Below are 16,865 nucleotides of genomic sequence, written 5' to 3' on the forward strand. Positions count from 1 at the left end.
TCGTCACGCCCCATGCGCTTAAACGCCTGACGGGGCGCCCCTTCTCCGGGGGCGCCGCTTCAGGCGTTCCACGCGTCAGTCGTCAGTCATCAGTCGGCCAGCCGCACCAGCATCTTGCCGACATTGCCACCGCCGAGCAGGGACAGCAGCGCCCCCGCGGCGTTCTCCAGACCGTCCACGACCGTCTCGCGCGCGGTGATGCGGCCTTCGGCGAGCCAGCCCGCGACCCGCCGCTCGAACTCCGGCCGCAGGTCGTCGTGGTCGCGGACGATGAACCCGGACAGCGTCAGCCGCTTGAGGACCGCCTGGATCAGCTGGTTGATGTCCACGGTCCGCCGCTCGTCCCCGAACTGCGACATCATGCCGCACAGGGCGACCCTGCCGCCGGTCCGCAGCGCGTGCAGGGCCGCGGCGAGCTGCTCGCCGCCGACGTTGTCGAAGTACACGTCGATGCCGTCGGGGGCCATCCGGGCCAGTGCGTCGCGCACCGGCTCGGCACGGTAGTCCGCGGCGTCGTCGTAGCCGAACTCCCCGACCAGGAGCGCGCACTTGTCGGGTCCGCCGGCGGTGCCGACGACACGGTCCGCGCCCAGCAGCCGCGCGAACTGGCCGGCGGCGGTGCCGACGGCACCGGCCGCGGCCGACACGAAGACGGTGTCGCCGGGGCGCAGTTCCGCGATCCGGGTCAGGCCCACGTACGCGGTGAAGCCGGTCTGGCCGAGCAGCCCCAGCCAGGTGGGCAGCGGGGCGAGTCGCGGGTCGATGCGCGCCGCGCCGTCGGTGTCCGCTCCGTTCAGTACCACCCGCTCGCGCCACCCCAGCTGGTGCCGTACGAAGGCGCCCGGCGGAACGGCGGGGCAGCGGCTCTCCTCCACGACACCGAGGGCCCGCCCGTCCAGCGGTGATCCGGGGGTGAAGTTGTGCGTGTAGTGCTTCTCGGTGGTCTCCAGCCGTCCGCGCATGGACGGGTCGACGCTCATGTAGAGGTTCCGGACGAGGACCTGTCCCTCACCGAGGGGCGGCAGGGAGCGTTCCTCCACGGCGAAGTCACCGGCGACCGGTTCCCTCACGGGCCGGCGCTTCAGGCAGACGACCCGTGTGGTGCGCGAGGGCACGGGGTCACCCCTCCTGCGGGGGCGCCGTGCGCCGCTGGGCGAGCCGGCCGACCCAGCCGGCCATCTGGAGGTCGGCGTGGCGCAGTTCGCCCGACTGCCAGCGCGCCTGGAAGTCGAAGACACCTTGCGCCCCGGTCCTGGGGTCGGTCACCTCGACCAGTCCGTCCTCGGTGAGCCGGTACACATGCCCGGTCAGCGGGTGGATCACTTGCTTGGACATGGGGGCCTCACTCCTGCACTCGGCGGCGCACGCCGCGCTTGGTCACGGTCACCGGGCCCTCGACCCGGAGCCGGCAGGCGAGCCGGGTCAGGCCGTCCACCGGTCTGCGCAGGGCCTCGATGCCCTCGCGTTCCAGCGGGCCCACGGGGGAACAGTTCTCGACGCCCTCCTCCACCTGGACGAAGCAGGTGCGGCAGGTGCCCCTGCCGCCGCAGACGGTGGGCCAGCGGTAGCCGAGGCGCCCAGCGGCGGTGAACAGGTCCTCGCCGTCGAGTACGTCGAGTTCGACGCCCAGGGGTCTGAGGGACACCCGGTGGGTCACTGCTCCATCCACTGGTCGAGCGTCCGGTTGAAGTGGCGGATGCGGCTCTCCTGGTAGTTGGCGAGTGTGATGCCCGGCTTGCGCATCGCCTTCAGGCCCTGCTGGACGTAGGGCAGGTTCTCGCAGTCCTGGTCGAAGACGGGCCCCAGCACACCGAGTTCGGGGATGTCGGCGAAGAGCATGTCCTGCGGCACCCAGCGGATCTTCGCCGGGGGCGGCATCTCGCCGGGCTGCTTCGGGGAGGACATGAAGATGATCTCGGCGGTGCAGGAGTCGGGGTCCAGGCCGTTGGGCCGGAACCGGTAGATGATGTTGGACTTGGCGCCGCCCCAGGGGTTGAAGTTGGGGAACAGCAAGTAGTTGATGGCGTCCAGCAGTTCGGTGTCCGGGGTCCGCGAGAAGTCCTGCGTCGAGGTGGCCGCGAGCTGCTCGCGCATCCGCTCCGCGAGGACCTGGCGGGCGGTGCCGCCGGGCGGGATCGCGGGGAGTTCGTCGCCCTCCTGCCGTACCAGGTCACGGCCCTGGGCGGCGGAGTAGAAGGCGCGCGAGTCGTAGAAGGTCTCCAGGACGTCCTCCTCCGTGACGGAGTCCGCCACGTGCGGGCTGGGCGCGCCCTGGATGTTGATCATCCGGTTCCAGTTGGGCTGGTCCGCCATCACGTCGTACTGGGAGTTGGCGTCGGCGAGCCACGGCAGCATCTGGGGGTGTGTGGCGATGACGTGGAAGGACTCGATGAACGCGTCCTGGGCGACCTTCCAGTTGCAGGGCAGCACCTTGGCGATGTGCAGCGACTTGTAGCGGTTCTCCAGCGGCCAGATGTAGTAGTCGTCGAAGGTGCCGCGGTAGCTGTCGAAGGACTCCGCGTACGGGTCCATGTTGATGAAGACGAAGCCGCGCCAGCTGGCGACCCGGGCCTCGGGGAGGGTGAACTTCTCCGGGGTGACGTGCGGGAAGTCCCAGGCGCAGGGCGGGGTCTGCATCGTGCCGTCGAGGTTCCAGGCGAAGCCGTGGAACGAGCAGCGGAACTCGCTCACATTGCCGCCGCCGGTGCGCAGTTTGCGTCCGCGGTGCAGGCACACGTTGACGAAGGCGCGGATCTCGTCGGGGGCCGTACGTACGACGATGAGGGAGTCGTCGCCGATCTCGTAGACCTCGTGGTCGCCGACCTCGGGGATCTCGCTCTCCAGACAGGCGAACTGCCAGACGCGCCGCCAGACCTGCCGCATCTCGCGTTCGGCCCACTCACGGGAGGTGAAGCGTGCGGTGTCGATGTCCTCGCTGCCGAGGGGGTCGTTCCGCTCGAACCTCAGGGCGGGCGGGACCGGGCGGCTGTCCTGGTCGAGGTAGTCCTGGACGCTGGGCCCGGGGCACCGCGCGGTACCCAGCTCCGACGTTTCGTCCATCATCTCTCCTCCGGCAGAAACTTTAGAGCGAGTGTAGTTACGGGTTGCGGTGCGGAGCAACACTCTCGACCACGAATCAGGACGGCATCAGCCGAGGTCAGCACGGAATAAGGCAGGGGGCGCAGAAAATTCTCGACGCTTCCCCTCCCCAAGGGCGCGGCGGCGTGTCACACTCCGACCCACTTGAGGCTGTAGTGCCTCATAAGTTTCTCCGCGCCGGGACGGCTTTGGGCCGGCTCGGTGCCAGCGCCGCGGGGACCTCACCCAGGCGGCCCGCGCCGTACCCCACGCCGGCGATCGACGCACCCTCATACCTGTCGCCGTGCCGTTCCGCACCGCGGGTCTCGGCAGCCCAGGCGCCACACCACGGGAGTTCTCAACGATGAGTTCCAGACCCGGTCGCGCGGTCCGCCGCGCCCTCACCGCGATCGTCCCCGCCGCCGCCCTGCTCACTGTGACGGCCTGCGGGAGCGGCACCACTCCGGCCGCCGGCTCCTCGCAGGCGGCGGCACCCGGCTCCCCCGGCCTGACGGCGGCCCGCACGGCTCTGAAGACGTACGCGGAGCGCCCGACCGCGATCTCCGTCACCCAGCCCGTCGGCAAGCCCATCCCCAAGGGCAAGAAGATCGACTTCATCCTCTGCGGCGTCCAGTCCTGCAAGGACCTCGCCGACTTCTTCACCCAGGCCGCGGGGCAACTCGGCTGGAAGGTGAAGCAGATAGCCACCCAGGGCACACCGGAATCCGTCCAGGCGGCCTACGAGCAGGCCGTGCGCGACAGGCCGGACGCCGTGGTCGCCTCCGGCTTCCCGCGCGCGGTCTACAGCAAGGAGCTGGCACAGCTGAAGGCGGCCGGCATCCCGGTCATCCAGTCGAACGCCGACGACGTGGTGGGGGACGGCATCTCCCTGCTGAAGAACGGGCCCAAGGACGTCGGTGTCCAGGGCCGCATGCTCGCCTCGTGGGTGGTGTCGAACAGCGGCGCCAAGGCGGACACCGTGTACTTCGATCTGCCGGCCTACACGATCCTCAAGCCCGTCAAGGACTCCTTCGCGGCCAACTACAAGCAGTGGTGCGCCGGTTGCGCGCTCGACAACGTCGACGTGCCCATCACCGCGGTGGGCAAGGACATGCCGGACCGCGTGGTGTCCTATCTCCGGTCACACCCGAAGGTGACCCATGTCGTCTTCTCCCTCGGCCTGCTCAACGTGGGCGTGCCCGCCGCGCTGAAGACCGCCGGCATCACCGGCAAACACATCGTCGTCAACGTCGGCGACGCGCAGAACTACCAGTACATCCAGAGCGGTCTCACCGACGGCGCGATGGCGCTCAACTCCCACGAGACCGCCTGGCTCCAGGTGGACGCGCTGGCCCGGCGCTTCACCGGCCAGTCCATGGCCGTCGACCAGAAGGCGGCCCTGCCCAACATGCTCGTCACCAAGGACAACCTGCCGTCCGCCGACGGCGACTTCCCGATCGTCGAGAGCTACCAGCAGCAGTTCAAGGCGCTCTGGGGCCTGAGTTGACCCCGACGACCGCCGTCGGCCCGAGCCGGCGGCGGCCCCCTCCCGCCCGGGGACGGAGAACCCGTCGTGACTGACACCCCGTCAAAGACCCGCTACGTCACGGACGGCGCGGTCCGGCAGACGGACCGGCCGATACTGCGGGTGGCCGCGCTGTCGAAGAGATTCGGCGGCACCCAGGCACTGACCGACGTGGATCTCGAGGTCGCACCCGGCGAGATCCACGCCCTCATCGGCCCCAACGGCTCCGGCAAGTCCACCCTCATCAAGATCCTCGCCGGCTACCACCACGCGGAGCCCGGCGCGGTGGCGGAACTCGACGGCGAGTCCTTCGACCTCGGCCACGCCACCACCTCCCGCCACGACCGGCTGCGCTTCGTCCACCAGGAACTGGGCCTGGTGGGCGAGTTGAGCGCCATCGACAACCTGGCCCTCAGCCACGGCTTCGCCCGCACGGCCCTGGGCAACGTCGACTGGCCGCAGATGTCGAGGCGCACGAGCGCCCTCGTCGAACGGTTCGGCGTCGACATCGACGTACACCGTCCGCTGGCGCAGGCGACCCCCGTCCAGCGCACGGTGGTGGCCATCGCCGCCGCGCTCCAGGGCTGGGAGGGCGGCCGCGGTGTCCTGGTCCTCGACGAGCCGACCGCCGTGCTTCCGCCCGGCGAAGTGGCCCGTCTCTTCGACATCGTGCGGGAGATCCGGGACGCCGGAGCCGGAGTCCTGTACGTCTCGCACCGCATGGACGAGATCTTCGCGCTCGCCGACCGGGTCACCGTCATCCGCGGCGGACGCCGCATCGCCACCCGCCCGGTCGCCGAACTCACCCCCCGCTCCCTCACCGAACTCATGGCGGGCGAGGACACGGGAACCGCGACCGGCACGGGGCACCGTCCGGCGCGCTTCCCCCGTCCCACCCCCGCCGTACTGGAGGTTCGCGGCCTGCGGGCCGGACCGCTGCGAGGAGTCGACCTCGACCTGGCCCGGGGCGAGCTCCTGGGCATCACCGGTCTGGTCGGCTCCGGGCACGAGATCGTGCCCTACGCGGTGTGCGGCGCCCATACCGGACCGGTGAGCGGCCGGCTACGGCTGCCGGAACGCTCCGACCGATGGACCGAGGCGCGCGACGCCGACACCCTGGGCCTGCCCATGGTCCCGGCGGACCGGGCGACCGAGGGAGTCATCGGCGACTTCTCGGTCGGCGAGAACCTCACCCTCCCGCTCCTGCAACGCCTGCGCGCGAGGATCGGGCGGCTGCCCCGGCGCCGCGAGTCCGCCCTGGTCGAGGAGTGGATCGCAAGGGTCGGGGTGCGCACGGCCGGCCCCGGCGCCCGGATCACCACCCTGAGCGGCGGCAACCAGCAGAAGGTCGTCATGGCCCGCTGTCTGGCCCAGCGCCCGCCCGTGCTGGCGCTGTGCGAACCCACGGCCGGCGTGGACATCGCCACCCGCCTGCAGCTCTACGACCTGATAGGGCGGCAGGCCGAGGAGGGCATGGGCGTCATCGTCTGCTCCTCCGACACCCAGGACCTGCTCGCGCTGTGCACCCGCGTCCTGGTGGTACGGGACGGCCGGATCGCACGGGAGATCAGCGGCCGGGACATCACCGAGCGCGCGCTCGTGCACGCGATGGAAGGAACCGAGTGAGATGACATCGACCCCGACCCGGGCGGTGGAACGACCGCCCTCCGCAGCGCGGAGGTCCGCGCCGTTCCTTTGGGGGACGCCGGTCCGACGGGCGGTGGCCGCCGTGTCGTTCCGGAACATCGGCGCCGTGTACGTGTGGCTGGTCATCGTCGTGATCTTCTCCGTCTGGGCGCCGGACACCTTCCCGACCGTCATCACGGTCAAGCAGGTGCTGAACGGCAACGCGGTGGCCGGCCTGGTGGCACTGAGCGTCGTACCGCCCCTGGCCGCACGCGTCTTCGACCTGTCGGTCGCCTACACCATGTCGCTCACCAGCGTGCTGACCGCCCGCTTCCTGGTCTCCGCCGGACTCGGTCCCGGTGTGGCGGTGACCCTGGCGATGACGGCCGCACTGCTGGTGGGAGTCGTCAACGGGATCGTGGTCGTGTTCCTGCGCGTCGACTCGTTCATCGCCACCCTGGCCACCGGCGCGCTGATCCAGTCGCTGATCACCATGGTCACCGACGACAGCTCCATCACCGGTGTGCAGTTGCTCGCCAAGCCGTTCGCGAGCATCGCCCAGCTCGACGCCGGCGGCATCACGCTGCCGGTGCTGTATCTGCTGCTCGCCGCGCTGACCATCTGGTTCCTGCTGGAACACACCGCCACGGGACGCCGGTTGTACGCGACCGGCTTCAACGCCGACGCGGCCCGGCTGCAGGGCGTGCGCACCGACCGGCTGCGCTTTCTGACCCTGGTGGCCTCCGCGCTGCTCTCCGGTTTCGCCGGCGTGGTCTTCGCGTCCTCGGTCGGTTCCGGATCACCGACCGCGGGCACCCCGTATCTGCTGTCGGCCTACGCCGCCGCCTTCGTCGGGGCGACCCAGTTGCGCGCGGGCCGCTTCAACGCCTGGGGCACCGTGCTCGCGGTCCTGCTGCTCGGCACCGGAATCACGGGACTGGGGCTGGCCACCAGCGCCCAGTGGGCCGCCAGCCTGTTCACCGGCTCCGTCCTCATCGTGGCACTGGTCCTGACGGGTGGCCGGCTCACCCTGCCCGCCGTTCTGCGCCGCCGGAGGGGAAGCCACTCGCGTGTCGGCTCCGAGGCCCCCTCGGAGGGCGACGCCCTGCCCGCTGTCGACAAGGAGACGGAAGAATGAAGGCTGTGCAGTACCGGAGGGTCGGACAGGCCCCCGAGGTCGTCGAGGTTCCCGAGCCCCGACCGGGGCCGGGGCAGGTGCTGTTGAAGGTGACCGCGGCGGGGCTGTGCCACTCCGACCTGGCCGTCATGGGATGGCCGGAGGAGCAGTTTCCCTACTCGCTGCCGATGACGCTCGGTCATGAGGGTGTCGGCACCGTCGCGGCGGTGGGCAGCGGGGTCACCGCGGTCGCGGAAGGCGACGAGGTGGCGGTGTACGGCCCCTGGGGCTGCGGGCAGTGCCCCAAGTGCGCGGTGGGCAAGGAGAACTGCTGCCCGCATGCCGCCGGGCTCGGCATCCTGCCGCCGGGACTCGGCTCTCCGGGTGCGCTCGCCGAGTACATGCTGGTGGACTCGCCCCGTCATCTCGTGCCCCTGAACGGACTGGACCCGGTGCAGGCCGCCCCGCTCACCGACGCGGGGCTGACGCCCTACCACGCCATCAGGAAATCGCTGCCCAAGCTGGTCCCGGGCAGCACGGCGGTGGTCATCGGAGTCGGCGGCCTGGGGCACCTGGCCGTGCAGCTGCTGCGCGCCCTGACACCGGCCACGGTGGTGGCCCTCGATGTGAGCAAGGAGAAGCTGGAGCTGGCCCATGCCGTCGGCGCCCACGAGACGCTGCTCTCCGACGGAGCGGCGGCCGCACGGGTGCGGGAGCTCACCGGCGGCCTCGGAGCGGAGGTGGTCCTGGACTTCGTGGGCGCCGAGGCGACGCTCGCCGTGGCCGCGGCCGCGGTGGCCGTGGAGGGGGATGTGACGATCGTCGGCCTCGGCGGAGGCACCCTGGCGGTCGGCTTCGGCGGCGGGCTGCCGTTCGAGGTCTCCGCCTCGTTCCCCTACTGGGGCGGCCGCCGGGAGCTCATGGAGGTGGTCGAGCTGGCCCGGCAGGGTCTGGTCTCCTCGCACGTCGAGACCTTCACCCTCGACGAGGCGCCCGCGGCCTACGAGCGTCTGCACGCCGGTGACATCAACGGCCGGGCGGTGGTGCTGCCGCAGGCGTGAGCCGCCCCCGCGCGGGGCCGGTGCCCGAGTTCGACTCAGGCGCCGGCCCGCTCCTGTGCGGGGCTGCGGCCGGTCACCGCCCGTTCCACGCAACGCCCGAGGACCGTCAGGAACTCCGGCGTCTCCCAGGGCCCCCGGTCCACGCGCCCCGTGTCGGCCACACCCAGGTCCTGGATGTCGTAACGGCCCCGGCAGTGCCCGAGGGTGAAGTAGCAGACCTCACCGAGACCGTGCCGCTTGAGGTACAGCACCGGTCGGGGCGCGCTGTCGAGGGCCGCGGTGTCTCCCTCGGCGAAGCCGCGGCAGGGGCCGGTGTACTCGGCGTGGAGCAACACGTCCAGCTCGCCGTGCAGTTCGCAGACGTACAGCTCGTCGGTGACGGTGAACGGGCCGATCCCGGCGACCAGCGGATGGCCGGGATCGGAGACGCGCACCTCGTACGGCTCGATCGGCGGGTGGGCCAGGAACTGGCTGCCGAGCACCTGAGCCAGTTCCCCGAGGAGCCGTGGGGTCGTGAACTGCCGTGTCCCGCCGTGCGCCGACGGCTCGATCACGGCGTTGGTGCCGTGCAGGGCGAGCCAGCGGCCACCCCGCTCGACCAACCGGGCGAGCGCGGCCCGCTGCGCCGGGCGGGGCCGGACGTCGCAGGTGTAGGTGAGCAGCAGGTCCGCCCGGTCGAGGTCGTCCACACAGTCGTAGTCCTGGTGGACGGTCGTGCGGACCCTCGGATGCTCGGCGAGCAGTTCCAGCAGCCGCAGCCGCGCGTGGTCGAAGTCGTGCCAGCGGCCACCGCACACGAGTACGGCGTCCAGACGGCCTGCCGGGCCCGCCACGGCTCAGTACTGGACGCGGGTGAGCAGCCCGCCGTCCACCACGAGGTTGACCCCGACGCAGAAGGAGCCGGTCCGCCCGAGCAGGAACGCCACCGCCGCGGCCACGTCCTCCGCGGTGCCGTAGCGGCCGATCGGAAGCTTGGCGAGCACCTCCTCGTAGACCTCCGGACGGCTGGTGCGGATGGTCTCCCAGGCGCCGCCGGGGAAGTCGATCGGGCCGGGGGAGACGGTGTTGACGCGGATGCCCTTCGGTGCGAGGGCGTGGGCGAGGGCGGAGGCGTGCTGGACGACGGCCGCCTTGAGCGCGGAGTAGGAGTTCGCCCCGGCCGGGCGCGCGGTGTCGGAGGCGTTGGTGGTGCCGATGGCCACGACGGCGGCCCGGTCGGAGGCCTCCAGATGGGGCAGGGCGGCCTCGACGAGTCCCGCGAACGGGATCAGGTCTCCGCGCAGGCTGGCTTCCCAGGACTCGGGGCCCTTCACATTGCCCGCCGACACGTTGGACACCAGCAGGTCCAGCCCGCCGAGTGCGCCGGCCGCCCGCTCCACGAAGCCGGCGAGGGCGGCCGGGTCGGTGACGTCGACCGCCGCCTCGAACACGGTGGCGCCCTCGGCGCGCAGTTCGGCGGCGGTCTTGGCCAGTCCTTCCTCGCCACGGGCGCACAGCGCCAGGGCGCAGCCCTCGGCCGCCAGTGTCGCGGCGATCGCCCGGCCTATGCCCCGGCTCGCACCGGTCACCAGCGCCTTGGCGCCCGTCAGTCCCAGATCCATCGATGTCACTCCTTTGTGTGTGCCGAGACGAGGCGTGGTGCCTCAGTTGCCGGGGAGCTGCGAGAACGGCACCCGGTCCACCCGGGGCTCGGGCGGCAGCCCGAGCACCCGTTCGCCGATCAGGTTGCGCTGGATCTGATCGGTGCCTCCGGCCAGTCGGTAGCCGGGCGCGCCGAGGAGATGCTCGGTCCAGGCGAAGGTGCCCGGTTCCCCGGTGTCGGCGCTGATCCGGGCCCCCATCACCTCGGCGGCGACCTGCCCGGTGCGGGTGAGCAGTTCGGAGGCCATGAGTTTGGTCAACGACGCCTCCGGGCCCGGGCGGCCGCCGGCCGCGCTCGTCCTGGCGACGCGTTCGACGGTCGCCGCGCGCAGGGCGGCACGGATGTACAGGTCGGCGAGGCGCTGGCGGACCAGCGGGTCCTCGGTGCGCCCGAGGGAGCGGGCGAGTGCGAGGACGTCCGTGAAGGTGCCGCCCTTGCGGCGGTTGCCGCTGCCGGAGGCGGTGCGTTCGAAGGCGAGGGTGGCGGTGGCGACCTCCCAGCCCTGGCCCGGCCGGCCGATCCGGAGCCGGTCGGGGACGCGTACGCCGCTGAGGAAGACCTCGTTGAAGGAGGCGCCGCCGCTCATCTGGCGGATGGGGCGCACCTCCACTCCGGGCGCGTCCATGGGCACCAGGAAGGCGGTGATTCCGGCCTGCTTGACGACGTCCGGGTCGGTGCGGGCCAGCAGCAGACCGTAGTCGGCGAACTGGGCGCCCGAGGTCCACACCTTCTGACCGTCGATCACCCACTCTTCGCCGTCCTGCCGGGCGCGGGTGCGCAGGGCCGCGAGGTCGGATCCGGCGCCGGGCTCGCTGAAGAGCTGGCAGGCCAGCAGGTCGGTGCGCAGGAAGGCGCGCGCGTGGTCGTGGCGCTGCTCGGCGGTCCCGAACAGGGAGACGGCCATCGCGACCAACCGCACGGTGACGCTGATCAGTTCGGTGGACGGCGGTACCTCGAAGGCCGACTCCTCCTCGGCGAAGGCCGCCGCATGGGCGGCGGTCAGACCCGCGCCGCCCTTGTCCACGGGGAGGGTGAGCGCCTGGTAGCCGGCGTCGAACCGGGCTCGCTGGTAGGCGCGGCAGCGTTGCAGCAGCAGGCGTTCCTCGTCCTGGGGAAGGTTGTGGAACACGGCGAGGTCGGCGGCCTCCGTGGCCGAGTCCGGCGCCCGTGCCGGTTGCAGCACGGTGGCCAGCCACTGCCGGACCTGGCTGCGCCATGCGTCCGGATCCAGCTCGGACATGGCTCCTCCTTGGACACTTACCAGACGGTGGATTTAGAAACCGAGTGCGGGCAGCACTCCCGCCACCCGCTGAATCAGGCGGTAATGACTCCGCTCAGGATCAGAGTGTTCCGCACTTTCTTGATAAACGCTACAGTCTCAGCATCTCCTCTCCCCTGATATCGGGAGAGGCCCGAGGAGCCGCCGGAGGAGCCATGTCGCTGCTGCCACTCGACCGTCGCGCCCAGGAGTCACCCGACGAGCCCGCCCTGGCGGACGACCTGGACGTCCTGTCCTGGTCCCGCCTCGCCGACCAGGTGACGCGGACGGCGGCCCGACTGCTGGAGCTGGCGCCCGGCCCGGAGGACCGGATCGCCGTCCTCGGCGACAACGCGATCCCGACCCTGGTGGCCCATCTGGCCGGCCTGCGCGCCGGAGTGGGGACCGTGGCCACGTCCCGGAACCTCACCTCGGGCGAGCTCGTGGACCAGATCATCGACGCGGGCGCGACCGCGATCATCGCCGGACCCGTCGGCGCGGGCGCCGCCCTCGACGCGGCCCGGGAACTGGGCCTGCCCGTGGTGGTGCACGGAACCCCGGCCCTCGGCCACGCCTTCGACTGGGACAGGTGGCTGGCCGCCGCACCCGCCGCGCCCGCCCTCCCCGCGGGCCGGCCCGCCCGGCCTCCGCTCGTCTACACCTCCGGAACCACCGGACGGGCACGCGGCACCGAAGTGCGCTGGGTCGGCGAACCGGTCGCGGACAGCTCCGCCTACCTCGCCGCCATGTCCGCACGGCCCGGATTCCCTCCGGGACCGCACCTGGTGTGCGGTCCCCTGCAGCACAACGCCCCGCTGACCTCACTTCGGCATCTGGCGGCCGGTCAGCCGGTGGTCGTGCTCGGCAGATACGACGCCGAGACGTTCCTGAGCCGCGTGCAGAAGTGGCGGGCGTCCTCGACCGTGATGGTGCCCACCCACTTCCAGCGGCTGCTCGCCCTCCCGGACGAGGTCCGCGCCCGCTATGACGTCTCCAGCCTGCGGCAGGTCTCCCACACCGGCTCCGCGTGTCCGCCAGACGTGAAGCGCGCCATGATCGACTGGTTCGGTCCCGTGCTCACCGAGTCGTACGGCGCCAGCGAAGCGGGCACCGTGGCACGCATCAGCAGCACCGAGTGGCTGGCCCACCCGGGCTCGGTAGGACGTGCACGGCCCCCCTTCGAGGTCCTGGTCACCGACGACGACGGCCGGCGACTGCCGCCCGGCGAACCAGGACTGCTGGCCTTCCGGGCCCCCGAGGACCAAGGCGTCCGCTACCACGCGGACCCGGACAAGACCAAGGCCGCCTACCTCTCCCCCGGTGTCTTCACCCTCGGCGACATCGGCTACGTCGACGCGGACGGCTACATCTTCATCACCGACCGGGCCGCGGACGTCGTGGTCTCCGGCGGCGTCAACCTCTACCCGGCCGAGAGCGAGGCCGTACTGCGACAGCACCCGGCGGTCGCCGAGGTCGCCGTCATCGGCGTGCCCGACCCGGACTTCGGCGAGTCCCTGCGGGCGCTCGTCGTGGCCGCGGACGAACCGCCGGCCGACGAACTCGACCGCTTCTGCCGCGAGCGCCTCGCCGCCTACAAGTGCCCGAAGTCGTACGAGTTCGTCCCCGAACTCCTGCGCAACGCGATGGGCAAGCTCGACAAACGCGCGATGCGCCGACCCTACTGGGCCTCTGAACGGACCATCGCCGGCTGAGCCCGCGCACCTCTGCCCGCTCCCCCTGCGCCCGCTCCCCCTGTGCGCGCTCACGTCGTGCCCGCTCCCCCCTGCGAAGGACCACCATGACCGAACTCCTCCTCATCCGGCACGGCCTCCCGCTGGCCGGTGTGTTCGACCCGGGGCTGGCCCCGCAGGGCATCGCCCAGGCCGAACATCTCGCCGCCTGGCTCGCCCACGAGGACCTCGACGCCCTCTACGTCAGCCCGTACCGGCGGGCCCGGGAGACGGCCGCACCCCTGGAACGGCTCACCGGCATGACCGCCACCGTCCTGGACGACCTGCGCGAGTGGGACACGGACGTGTCCCAGCCCTACACACCGCCCGAACAGATCGGCGCCGGCGATCCCCGGGCGGCGGCACTCGCCGAGGGACGTTTCGAGGACTTCGTGCCCGACCTGGACCGGGACGCCTTCCGGGCGCGTGCCGTCCGGGCCATGGACACCATCCTCGACGCCCATCCCGGCGGCCGGGTCGCGGCCGTGTGCCACGGCGGCATCACCAACACCTACCTGGCCACGGTGCTGGGCCTGTCCACCATGTTCTGGTTCCACCCCGACTACACGTCCGTCAGCCGGGTGCGGCGCATGCCCGGCGGCCGGGTCGTGCCGCACTCGGTCAACGAGACGGCCCATCTGATCGCCGCCCGTGCCGTGGACGCCGGCACACCCGCCTGAACCCGTCCCACACCCCAGGAGGTCCCGGCCATGCCCGGATCCGTCATCGTCGCCGGTACCAGAACGCCCGTCGGCAGACTGCTGGGCGCCCTCGGCTCCCTGTCCGCGGTCGACCTCGGCGCCCACGCCATCCGCGCCGCCCTGGCCGCCGTAGACCTGGATCCGGCAGCCGTGGAAGCCGTCGTCATGGGCCATGTCGTCCAGGCCGGAGCCGGCCCCAACCCGGCACGCCAGGCCGCGGTCCAGGCCGGCGTCCCCTTCTCCGTGCCCGCGAGCACCGTCAACAAGCTCTGCCCGTCCGGACTGCACGCCATCGCCCTGGCCGACCTCATGATCGCCTCGGGGCGTCACGAAGTGGTCGTGGCAGGCGGCATGGAGTCCATGTCGAACGCCCCCCACCTGCTGCGCGGAGCCCGCACCGGCTGGAAGTACGGTTCGACGGCGGTGGAGGACGCCCTCGACCGCGATGCGCTGGTCTGCGCCTTCGACGGCGTCTCCATGGGGGCGGCGACCGAGCGCTACCAACAGCCGTACGACCTGACCCGCGAGGAACAGGACGACTACAGCGCGCTCTCCCATCAAAGGGCCGCCCACGCCCAGGAGTCGGGGGCGTTGTCGGAGGAGATCACCCCCGTCACCGTTGCCGGGCGCCGGGGCGAGACGGTGGTCGACGCCGACGAGGGCGTACGGCCCGGGACCACCGGCGAGAGCCTGGGGCGCCTGAGGCCGGCCTTCTCCGGCACGGGCACCATCACGGCGGGCAACGCCTCGCAGCTCTCCGACGGCGCCGCGGCCGTCGTCCTGATGAGCGCCGAACGCGCCCGGCGGGACGGCCTGGCCCCGCTCGCCGAGATCGGTGCCTACGGCACGGTCGCGGGCCCCGACCCCTCGCTGCTCGTCCAACCGGCGGGCGCGATCCGCGACGCGCTGTCCCGGGACGGCCGGCTCAAGACCGCCGACCTGGACCTCTTCGAGATCAACGAGGCGTTCGCCTCGGTGGCCCTGGCCTCCGTACGGGAGCTGGACCTCCCCCTGGACAGGGTGAACGTCAACGGCGGGGCGATCGCGCTCGGGCACCCGGTCGGCATGACCGGCGCCCGGCTGGTCCTGACCCTCGCCGCCGAGCTGCGGCGGCGCGGAGGCGGCAGCGGCGCGGCAGCCCTGTGCGGAGGCGGCGGCCAGGGCGACGCACTCCTGCTGCACGTGCCGACACCGGCCTGAACCCGGAGCTGAACCACCATGAACGACCCACTGACCACGGTCGACACGACGCTCACCGTGGAGACCCGCACCCGGGCCGCGGACGACGTCGTCTCCCTCACCCTGCGCCGCCCGGACGGCGGCCCGCTGCCCGCCTGGACCCCGGGCGCCCACATCGACGTGTTCCTGTACGACGGCGAGGGCGGCGAACTGATCCGTCAGTACTCCCTGTGCGGACATCCGGCCGAGCGCGACGCCTGGCGGATCGCCGTCCTGCGCGAGCCCGACGGCCGAGGGGGTTCCGCCTACGTCCACGACCACCTTCACGAAGGCACCGAGGTACGAGTGCGCGGGCCGAGGAACAACTTCCCGCTGCGGCCATCCGAACGCCATCTCTTCATCGCGGGCGGTGTCGGCATCACCCCCGTCCTCCCCATGGTCGAGGCGGCCGAGGCCGCGGGAGCCGACTGGCGTCTGCTGTACGGCGGCCGCACCCGGACCTCCATGGCGTTCCTGGACCGTCTCGCCCCGTACGGGGACCGGGTGCTCGTCCGTCCGCAGGACGAGTACGGCCTGCTGGACCTCGCCACGTTCCTCGGCGCGCCCGAGGAGGGCACGTTGGTCCACGCCTGCGGTCCCGAACCCCTGCTGCGCGCGGTGCAGGAGCGCTGCGCGGCCTGGCCGCCCGGCACGCTGGGCCTCGAACGCTTCGCCCCGGTGGGCACCACCGAATCCGGCCCGGACGACGCCTTCGAACTGGAACTCGCCCGATCCGGGCTCACCCTCACCGTGGCGCCGGACCGTTCGGTGCTCGAAACGCTGGAGGAGGCCGGCGTCGCGGTCGACTTCTCCTGCCGGGAAGGCACCTGCGGCACCTGCGAGACCGACGTGCTCGACGGCACCCCCGACCACCGCGACTCCCTGCTGTCCGAGGACGAACGAGCCGCCGGCGACACCATGCTCATCTGCGTCTCCCGCTCGTGCGGCCCCCGCCTCGTCCTCGACCTGTGACAGCGCTCGTCTCCGCTCGGACAACTACTCATCAGAGAGGACCCCGGATGGACCCCGTTACCCGTCTAGGCGTCGTGGGCTGCGGCCTCATGGGCTCCGGCATCGTCGAAGTCGCCGCCCGCAACGGCGTCGACGTCCGCGTCGCAGAGGCCACGCCCGAAGCGTTCGAGGCAGGCCGGCGCCGACTCACCGCTTCCCTCGACCGCGCCCTCAGGAGTCACAGACTCAGCGAGGAAGAGCGGGACCAGGCTCTGACCAGGGTGTCCTTCACCCGCGACCTCGCGGACATGGCCGACCGTCAGTTCGTCGTCGAGGCGGTCGCCGAGAACCGCGACATCAAGACCGATGTCCTGCGCGCCCTGGACAAGGCGATCGAGGACCCGGCGGCGGTCCTGGCCACCAACACCTCCTCGATCCCCGTCGTCGACCTCGCCGTGGTCACGGAGCGGCCGGAGCGGGTCATCGGCATGCACTTCTTCAACCCCGTGCCCGTACAGCGGCTGGTCGAGCTCATTCCCGCGCTCACCACCGACGCCGGCACGGTGCGCCGCACCCGCGGCTTCGCGGAGCAGTTGGGCAAGCAGGCCATCGAGGCGCCGGACCGTTCCGGCTTCGTCGTCAACGCCCTCCTGGTGCCCTATCTGCTCGGCGCGATACGGATGGTGGAGTCCGGGTCGGCACGGCCGGAGGACATCGACCGGGGCATGGAACTCGGATGCGCCCACCCCATGGGGCCGCTGCGCCTGCTCGACCTCATCGGCCTCGACACCGCCCAGGCCGTGGCCGAGTCGATGTACGAGGAGTTCAAGGAGCCGCTGTACGCCCCGCCCGCCCTCCTGCGCCGCATGGTCGCCGCGGGGCACCTCGGCCGCAAGAGCGGTCGCGGCTTCCACGTCTACGACGCCTGAACCGGCGCCGGCCGCCTGCGGCGGGGCTC

16 protein-coding genes are annotated in these 16,865 nt (G+C 71.8%); 9 read left to right on the plus strand and 7 right to left on the minus strand.

The window, feature by feature from the left end; all coding sequences use genetic code 11:
• Positions 1-89: 89 nt before the first annotated feature.
• The 4 genes from ABZT17_RS38000 to ABZT17_RS38015 are packed head-to-tail and all read right to left on the minus strand — an operon-like array spanning position 90 to position 3,060.
• Complete coding sequence (locus ABZT17_RS38000; protein ID WP_356356116.1) at positions 90-1,115, minus strand: NADP-dependent oxidoreductase; 1,026 nt, start codon at positions 1,113-1,115, stop codon at positions 90-92.
• Between the two features lie 4 nt (positions 1,116-1,119).
• Positions 1,120-1,335, minus strand: a complete 216-nt coding sequence (locus ABZT17_RS38005) for a transposase (protein WP_356356118.1) — start codon at positions 1,333-1,335, stop codon at positions 1,120-1,122.
• Between the two features lie 7 nt (positions 1,336-1,342).
• Positions 1,343-1,669: a 2Fe-2S iron-sulfur cluster-binding protein gene (locus ABZT17_RS38010; RefSeq protein WP_356356119.1), complete on the minus strand. Its 327-nt coding sequence runs from the start codon at positions 1,667-1,669 to the stop codon at positions 1,343-1,345.
• Positions 1,654-3,060, minus strand: coding sequence for an aromatic ring-hydroxylating dioxygenase subunit alpha (locus ABZT17_RS38015; protein ID WP_356356121.1), 1,407 nt, complete (start codon positions 3,058-3,060; stop codon positions 1,654-1,656). Before ABZT17_RS38015 ends, ABZT17_RS38010 begins: the two co-directional genes overlap by 16 nt.
• Positions 3,061-3,442: 382 nt before the next feature.
• Between ABZT17_RS38015 and ABZT17_RS38020 the strand changes: the two genes are divergently transcribed.
• The 4 genes from ABZT17_RS38020 to ABZT17_RS38035 all read left to right on the plus strand — a co-directional run bounded on the left by ABZT17_RS38020 (position 3,443) and on the right by ABZT17_RS38035 (position 8,407).
• Complete coding sequence (locus tag ABZT17_RS38020) at positions 3,443-4,585, plus strand: substrate-binding domain-containing protein (protein ID WP_356356123.1); 1,143 nt, start codon at positions 3,443-3,445, stop codon at positions 4,583-4,585.
• Positions 4,586-4,651: 66 nt separating this feature from the next.
• The gene (locus ABZT17_RS38025) at positions 4,652-6,229 is read left to right on the plus strand and encodes a sugar ABC transporter ATP-binding protein (RefSeq protein WP_356356125.1); all 1,578 of its coding nucleotides are present in this window, start codon (positions 4,652-4,654) and stop codon (positions 6,227-6,229) included.
• Positions 6,230-6,332: 103 nt separating this feature from the next.
• The gene (locus ABZT17_RS38030) at positions 6,333-7,367 is read left to right on the plus strand and encodes an ABC transporter permease (RefSeq protein ID WP_356356127.1); all 1,035 of its coding nucleotides are present in this window, start codon (positions 6,333-6,335) and stop codon (positions 7,365-7,367) included.
• Positions 7,364-8,407, plus strand: a complete 1,044-nt coding sequence (locus ABZT17_RS38035; RefSeq protein ID WP_356356129.1) for an NAD(P)-dependent alcohol dehydrogenase — start codon at positions 7,364-7,366, stop codon at positions 8,405-8,407. The genes ABZT17_RS38030 and ABZT17_RS38035 overlap by 4 nt, the downstream gene beginning before the upstream one ends.
• A 35-nt stretch (positions 8,408-8,442) precedes the next feature.
• On the opposite strand, the gene ABZT17_RS38040 is transcribed toward ABZT17_RS38035, so the two are convergent.
• From ABZT17_RS38040 to ABZT17_RS38050, 3 genes are read right to left on the minus strand one after another with little or no spacing between them, the layout of a single operon-like run.
• Positions 8,443-9,240: a ThuA domain-containing protein gene (locus ABZT17_RS38040; RefSeq protein ID WP_356356130.1), complete on the minus strand. Its 798-nt coding sequence runs from the start codon at positions 9,238-9,240 to the stop codon at positions 8,443-8,445.
• 3 nt (positions 9,241-9,243) lie between these two features.
• Complete coding sequence (locus tag ABZT17_RS38045) at positions 9,244-10,008, minus strand: SDR family oxidoreductase (RefSeq protein WP_356356132.1); 765 nt, start codon at positions 10,006-10,008, stop codon at positions 9,244-9,246.
• A 42-nt stretch (positions 10,009-10,050) separates the two neighbouring features.
• Positions 10,051-11,289, minus strand: coding sequence for an acyl-CoA dehydrogenase family protein (locus ABZT17_RS38050; RefSeq protein WP_356356134.1), 1,239 nt, complete (start codon positions 11,287-11,289; stop codon positions 10,051-10,053).
• Between the two features lie 194 nt (positions 11,290-11,483).
• On the opposite strand from ABZT17_RS38050, the gene ABZT17_RS38055 reads away from it, so the two are divergent.
• From ABZT17_RS38055 to ABZT17_RS38075, 5 genes are all read left to right on the plus strand, one after another.
• Positions 11,484-13,019: an AMP-binding protein gene (locus ABZT17_RS38055; RefSeq protein WP_356356136.1), complete on the plus strand. Its 1,536-nt coding sequence runs from the start codon at positions 11,484-11,486 to the stop codon at positions 13,017-13,019.
• 86 nt (positions 13,020-13,105) lie between these two features.
• Positions 13,106-13,717, plus strand: coding sequence for a histidine phosphatase family protein (locus ABZT17_RS38060; protein WP_356356138.1), 612 nt, complete (start codon positions 13,106-13,108; stop codon positions 13,715-13,717).
• Positions 13,718-13,747: 30 nt separating this feature from the next.
• Positions 13,748-14,938, plus strand: coding sequence for an acetyl-CoA C-acyltransferase (locus ABZT17_RS38065; protein ID WP_356356139.1), 1,191 nt, complete (start codon positions 13,748-13,750; stop codon positions 14,936-14,938).
• A gap of 18 nt (positions 14,939-14,956) precedes the next feature.
• On the plus strand, positions 14,957-15,928 hold the full coding sequence (locus ABZT17_RS38070; RefSeq protein WP_356356140.1) for a PDR/VanB family oxidoreductase: 972 nt from the start codon (positions 14,957-14,959) through the stop codon (positions 15,926-15,928).
• Positions 15,929-15,975: 47 nt separating this feature from the next.
• Complete coding sequence (locus ABZT17_RS38075) at positions 15,976-16,836, plus strand: 3-hydroxybutyryl-CoA dehydrogenase (RefSeq protein ID WP_356356142.1); 861 nt, start codon at positions 15,976-15,978, stop codon at positions 16,834-16,836.
• The last annotated feature ends 29 nt before the right edge of the window (positions 16,837-16,865 follow it).

Source organism: Streptomyces sp. NPDC005648 (assembly GCF_040605395.1).
GTDB lineage: Bacteria > Actinomycetota > Actinomycetes > Streptomycetales > Streptomycetaceae > Streptomyces.

What these genes read in the sequence shown, in the direction of transcription:
- ABZT17_RS38045 (WP_356356132.1), bottom strand. Translation starts at nt 10,008, where the DNA reads ATGGATCTGGGACTGACGGGCGCCAAGGCGCTGGTGACCGGTGCGAGC.
- ABZT17_RS38005 (WP_356356118.1), bottom strand. Translation starts at nt 1,335, where the DNA reads ATGTCCAAGCAAGTGATCCACCCGCTGACCGGGCATGTGTACCGGCTC.
- ABZT17_RS38055 (WP_356356136.1), top strand. Translation starts at nt 11,484, where the DNA reads ATGTCGCTGCTGCCACTCGACCGTCGCGCCCAGGAGTCACCCGACGAG.
- ABZT17_RS38015 (WP_356356121.1), bottom strand. Translation starts at nt 3,060, where the DNA reads ATGGACGAAACGTCGGAGCTGGGTACCGCGCGGTGCCCCGGGCCCAGC.
- ABZT17_RS38065 (WP_356356139.1), top strand. Translation starts at nt 13,748, where the DNA reads ATGCCCGGATCCGTCATCGTCGCCGGTACCAGAACGCCCGTCGGCAGA.
- ABZT17_RS38060 (WP_356356138.1), top strand. Translation starts at nt 13,106, where the DNA reads ATGACCGAACTCCTCCTCATCCGGCACGGCCTCCCGCTGGCCGGTGTG.
- ABZT17_RS38050 (WP_356356134.1), bottom strand. Translation starts at nt 11,289, where the DNA reads ATGTCCGAGCTGGATCCGGACGCATGGCGCAGCCAGGTCCGGCAGTGG.
- ABZT17_RS38075 (WP_356356142.1), top strand. Translation starts at nt 15,976, where the DNA reads ATGGACCCCGTTACCCGTCTAGGCGTCGTGGGCTGCGGCCTCATGGGC.
- ABZT17_RS38035 (WP_356356129.1), top strand. Translation starts at nt 7,364, where the DNA reads ATGAAGGCTGTGCAGTACCGGAGGGTCGGACAGGCCCCCGAGGTCGTC.
- ABZT17_RS38020 (WP_356356123.1), top strand. Translation starts at nt 3,443, where the DNA reads ATGAGTTCCAGACCCGGTCGCGCGGTCCGCCGCGCCCTCACCGCGATC.
- ABZT17_RS38070 (WP_356356140.1), top strand. Translation starts at nt 14,957, where the DNA reads ATGAACGACCCACTGACCACGGTCGACACGACGCTCACCGTGGAGACC.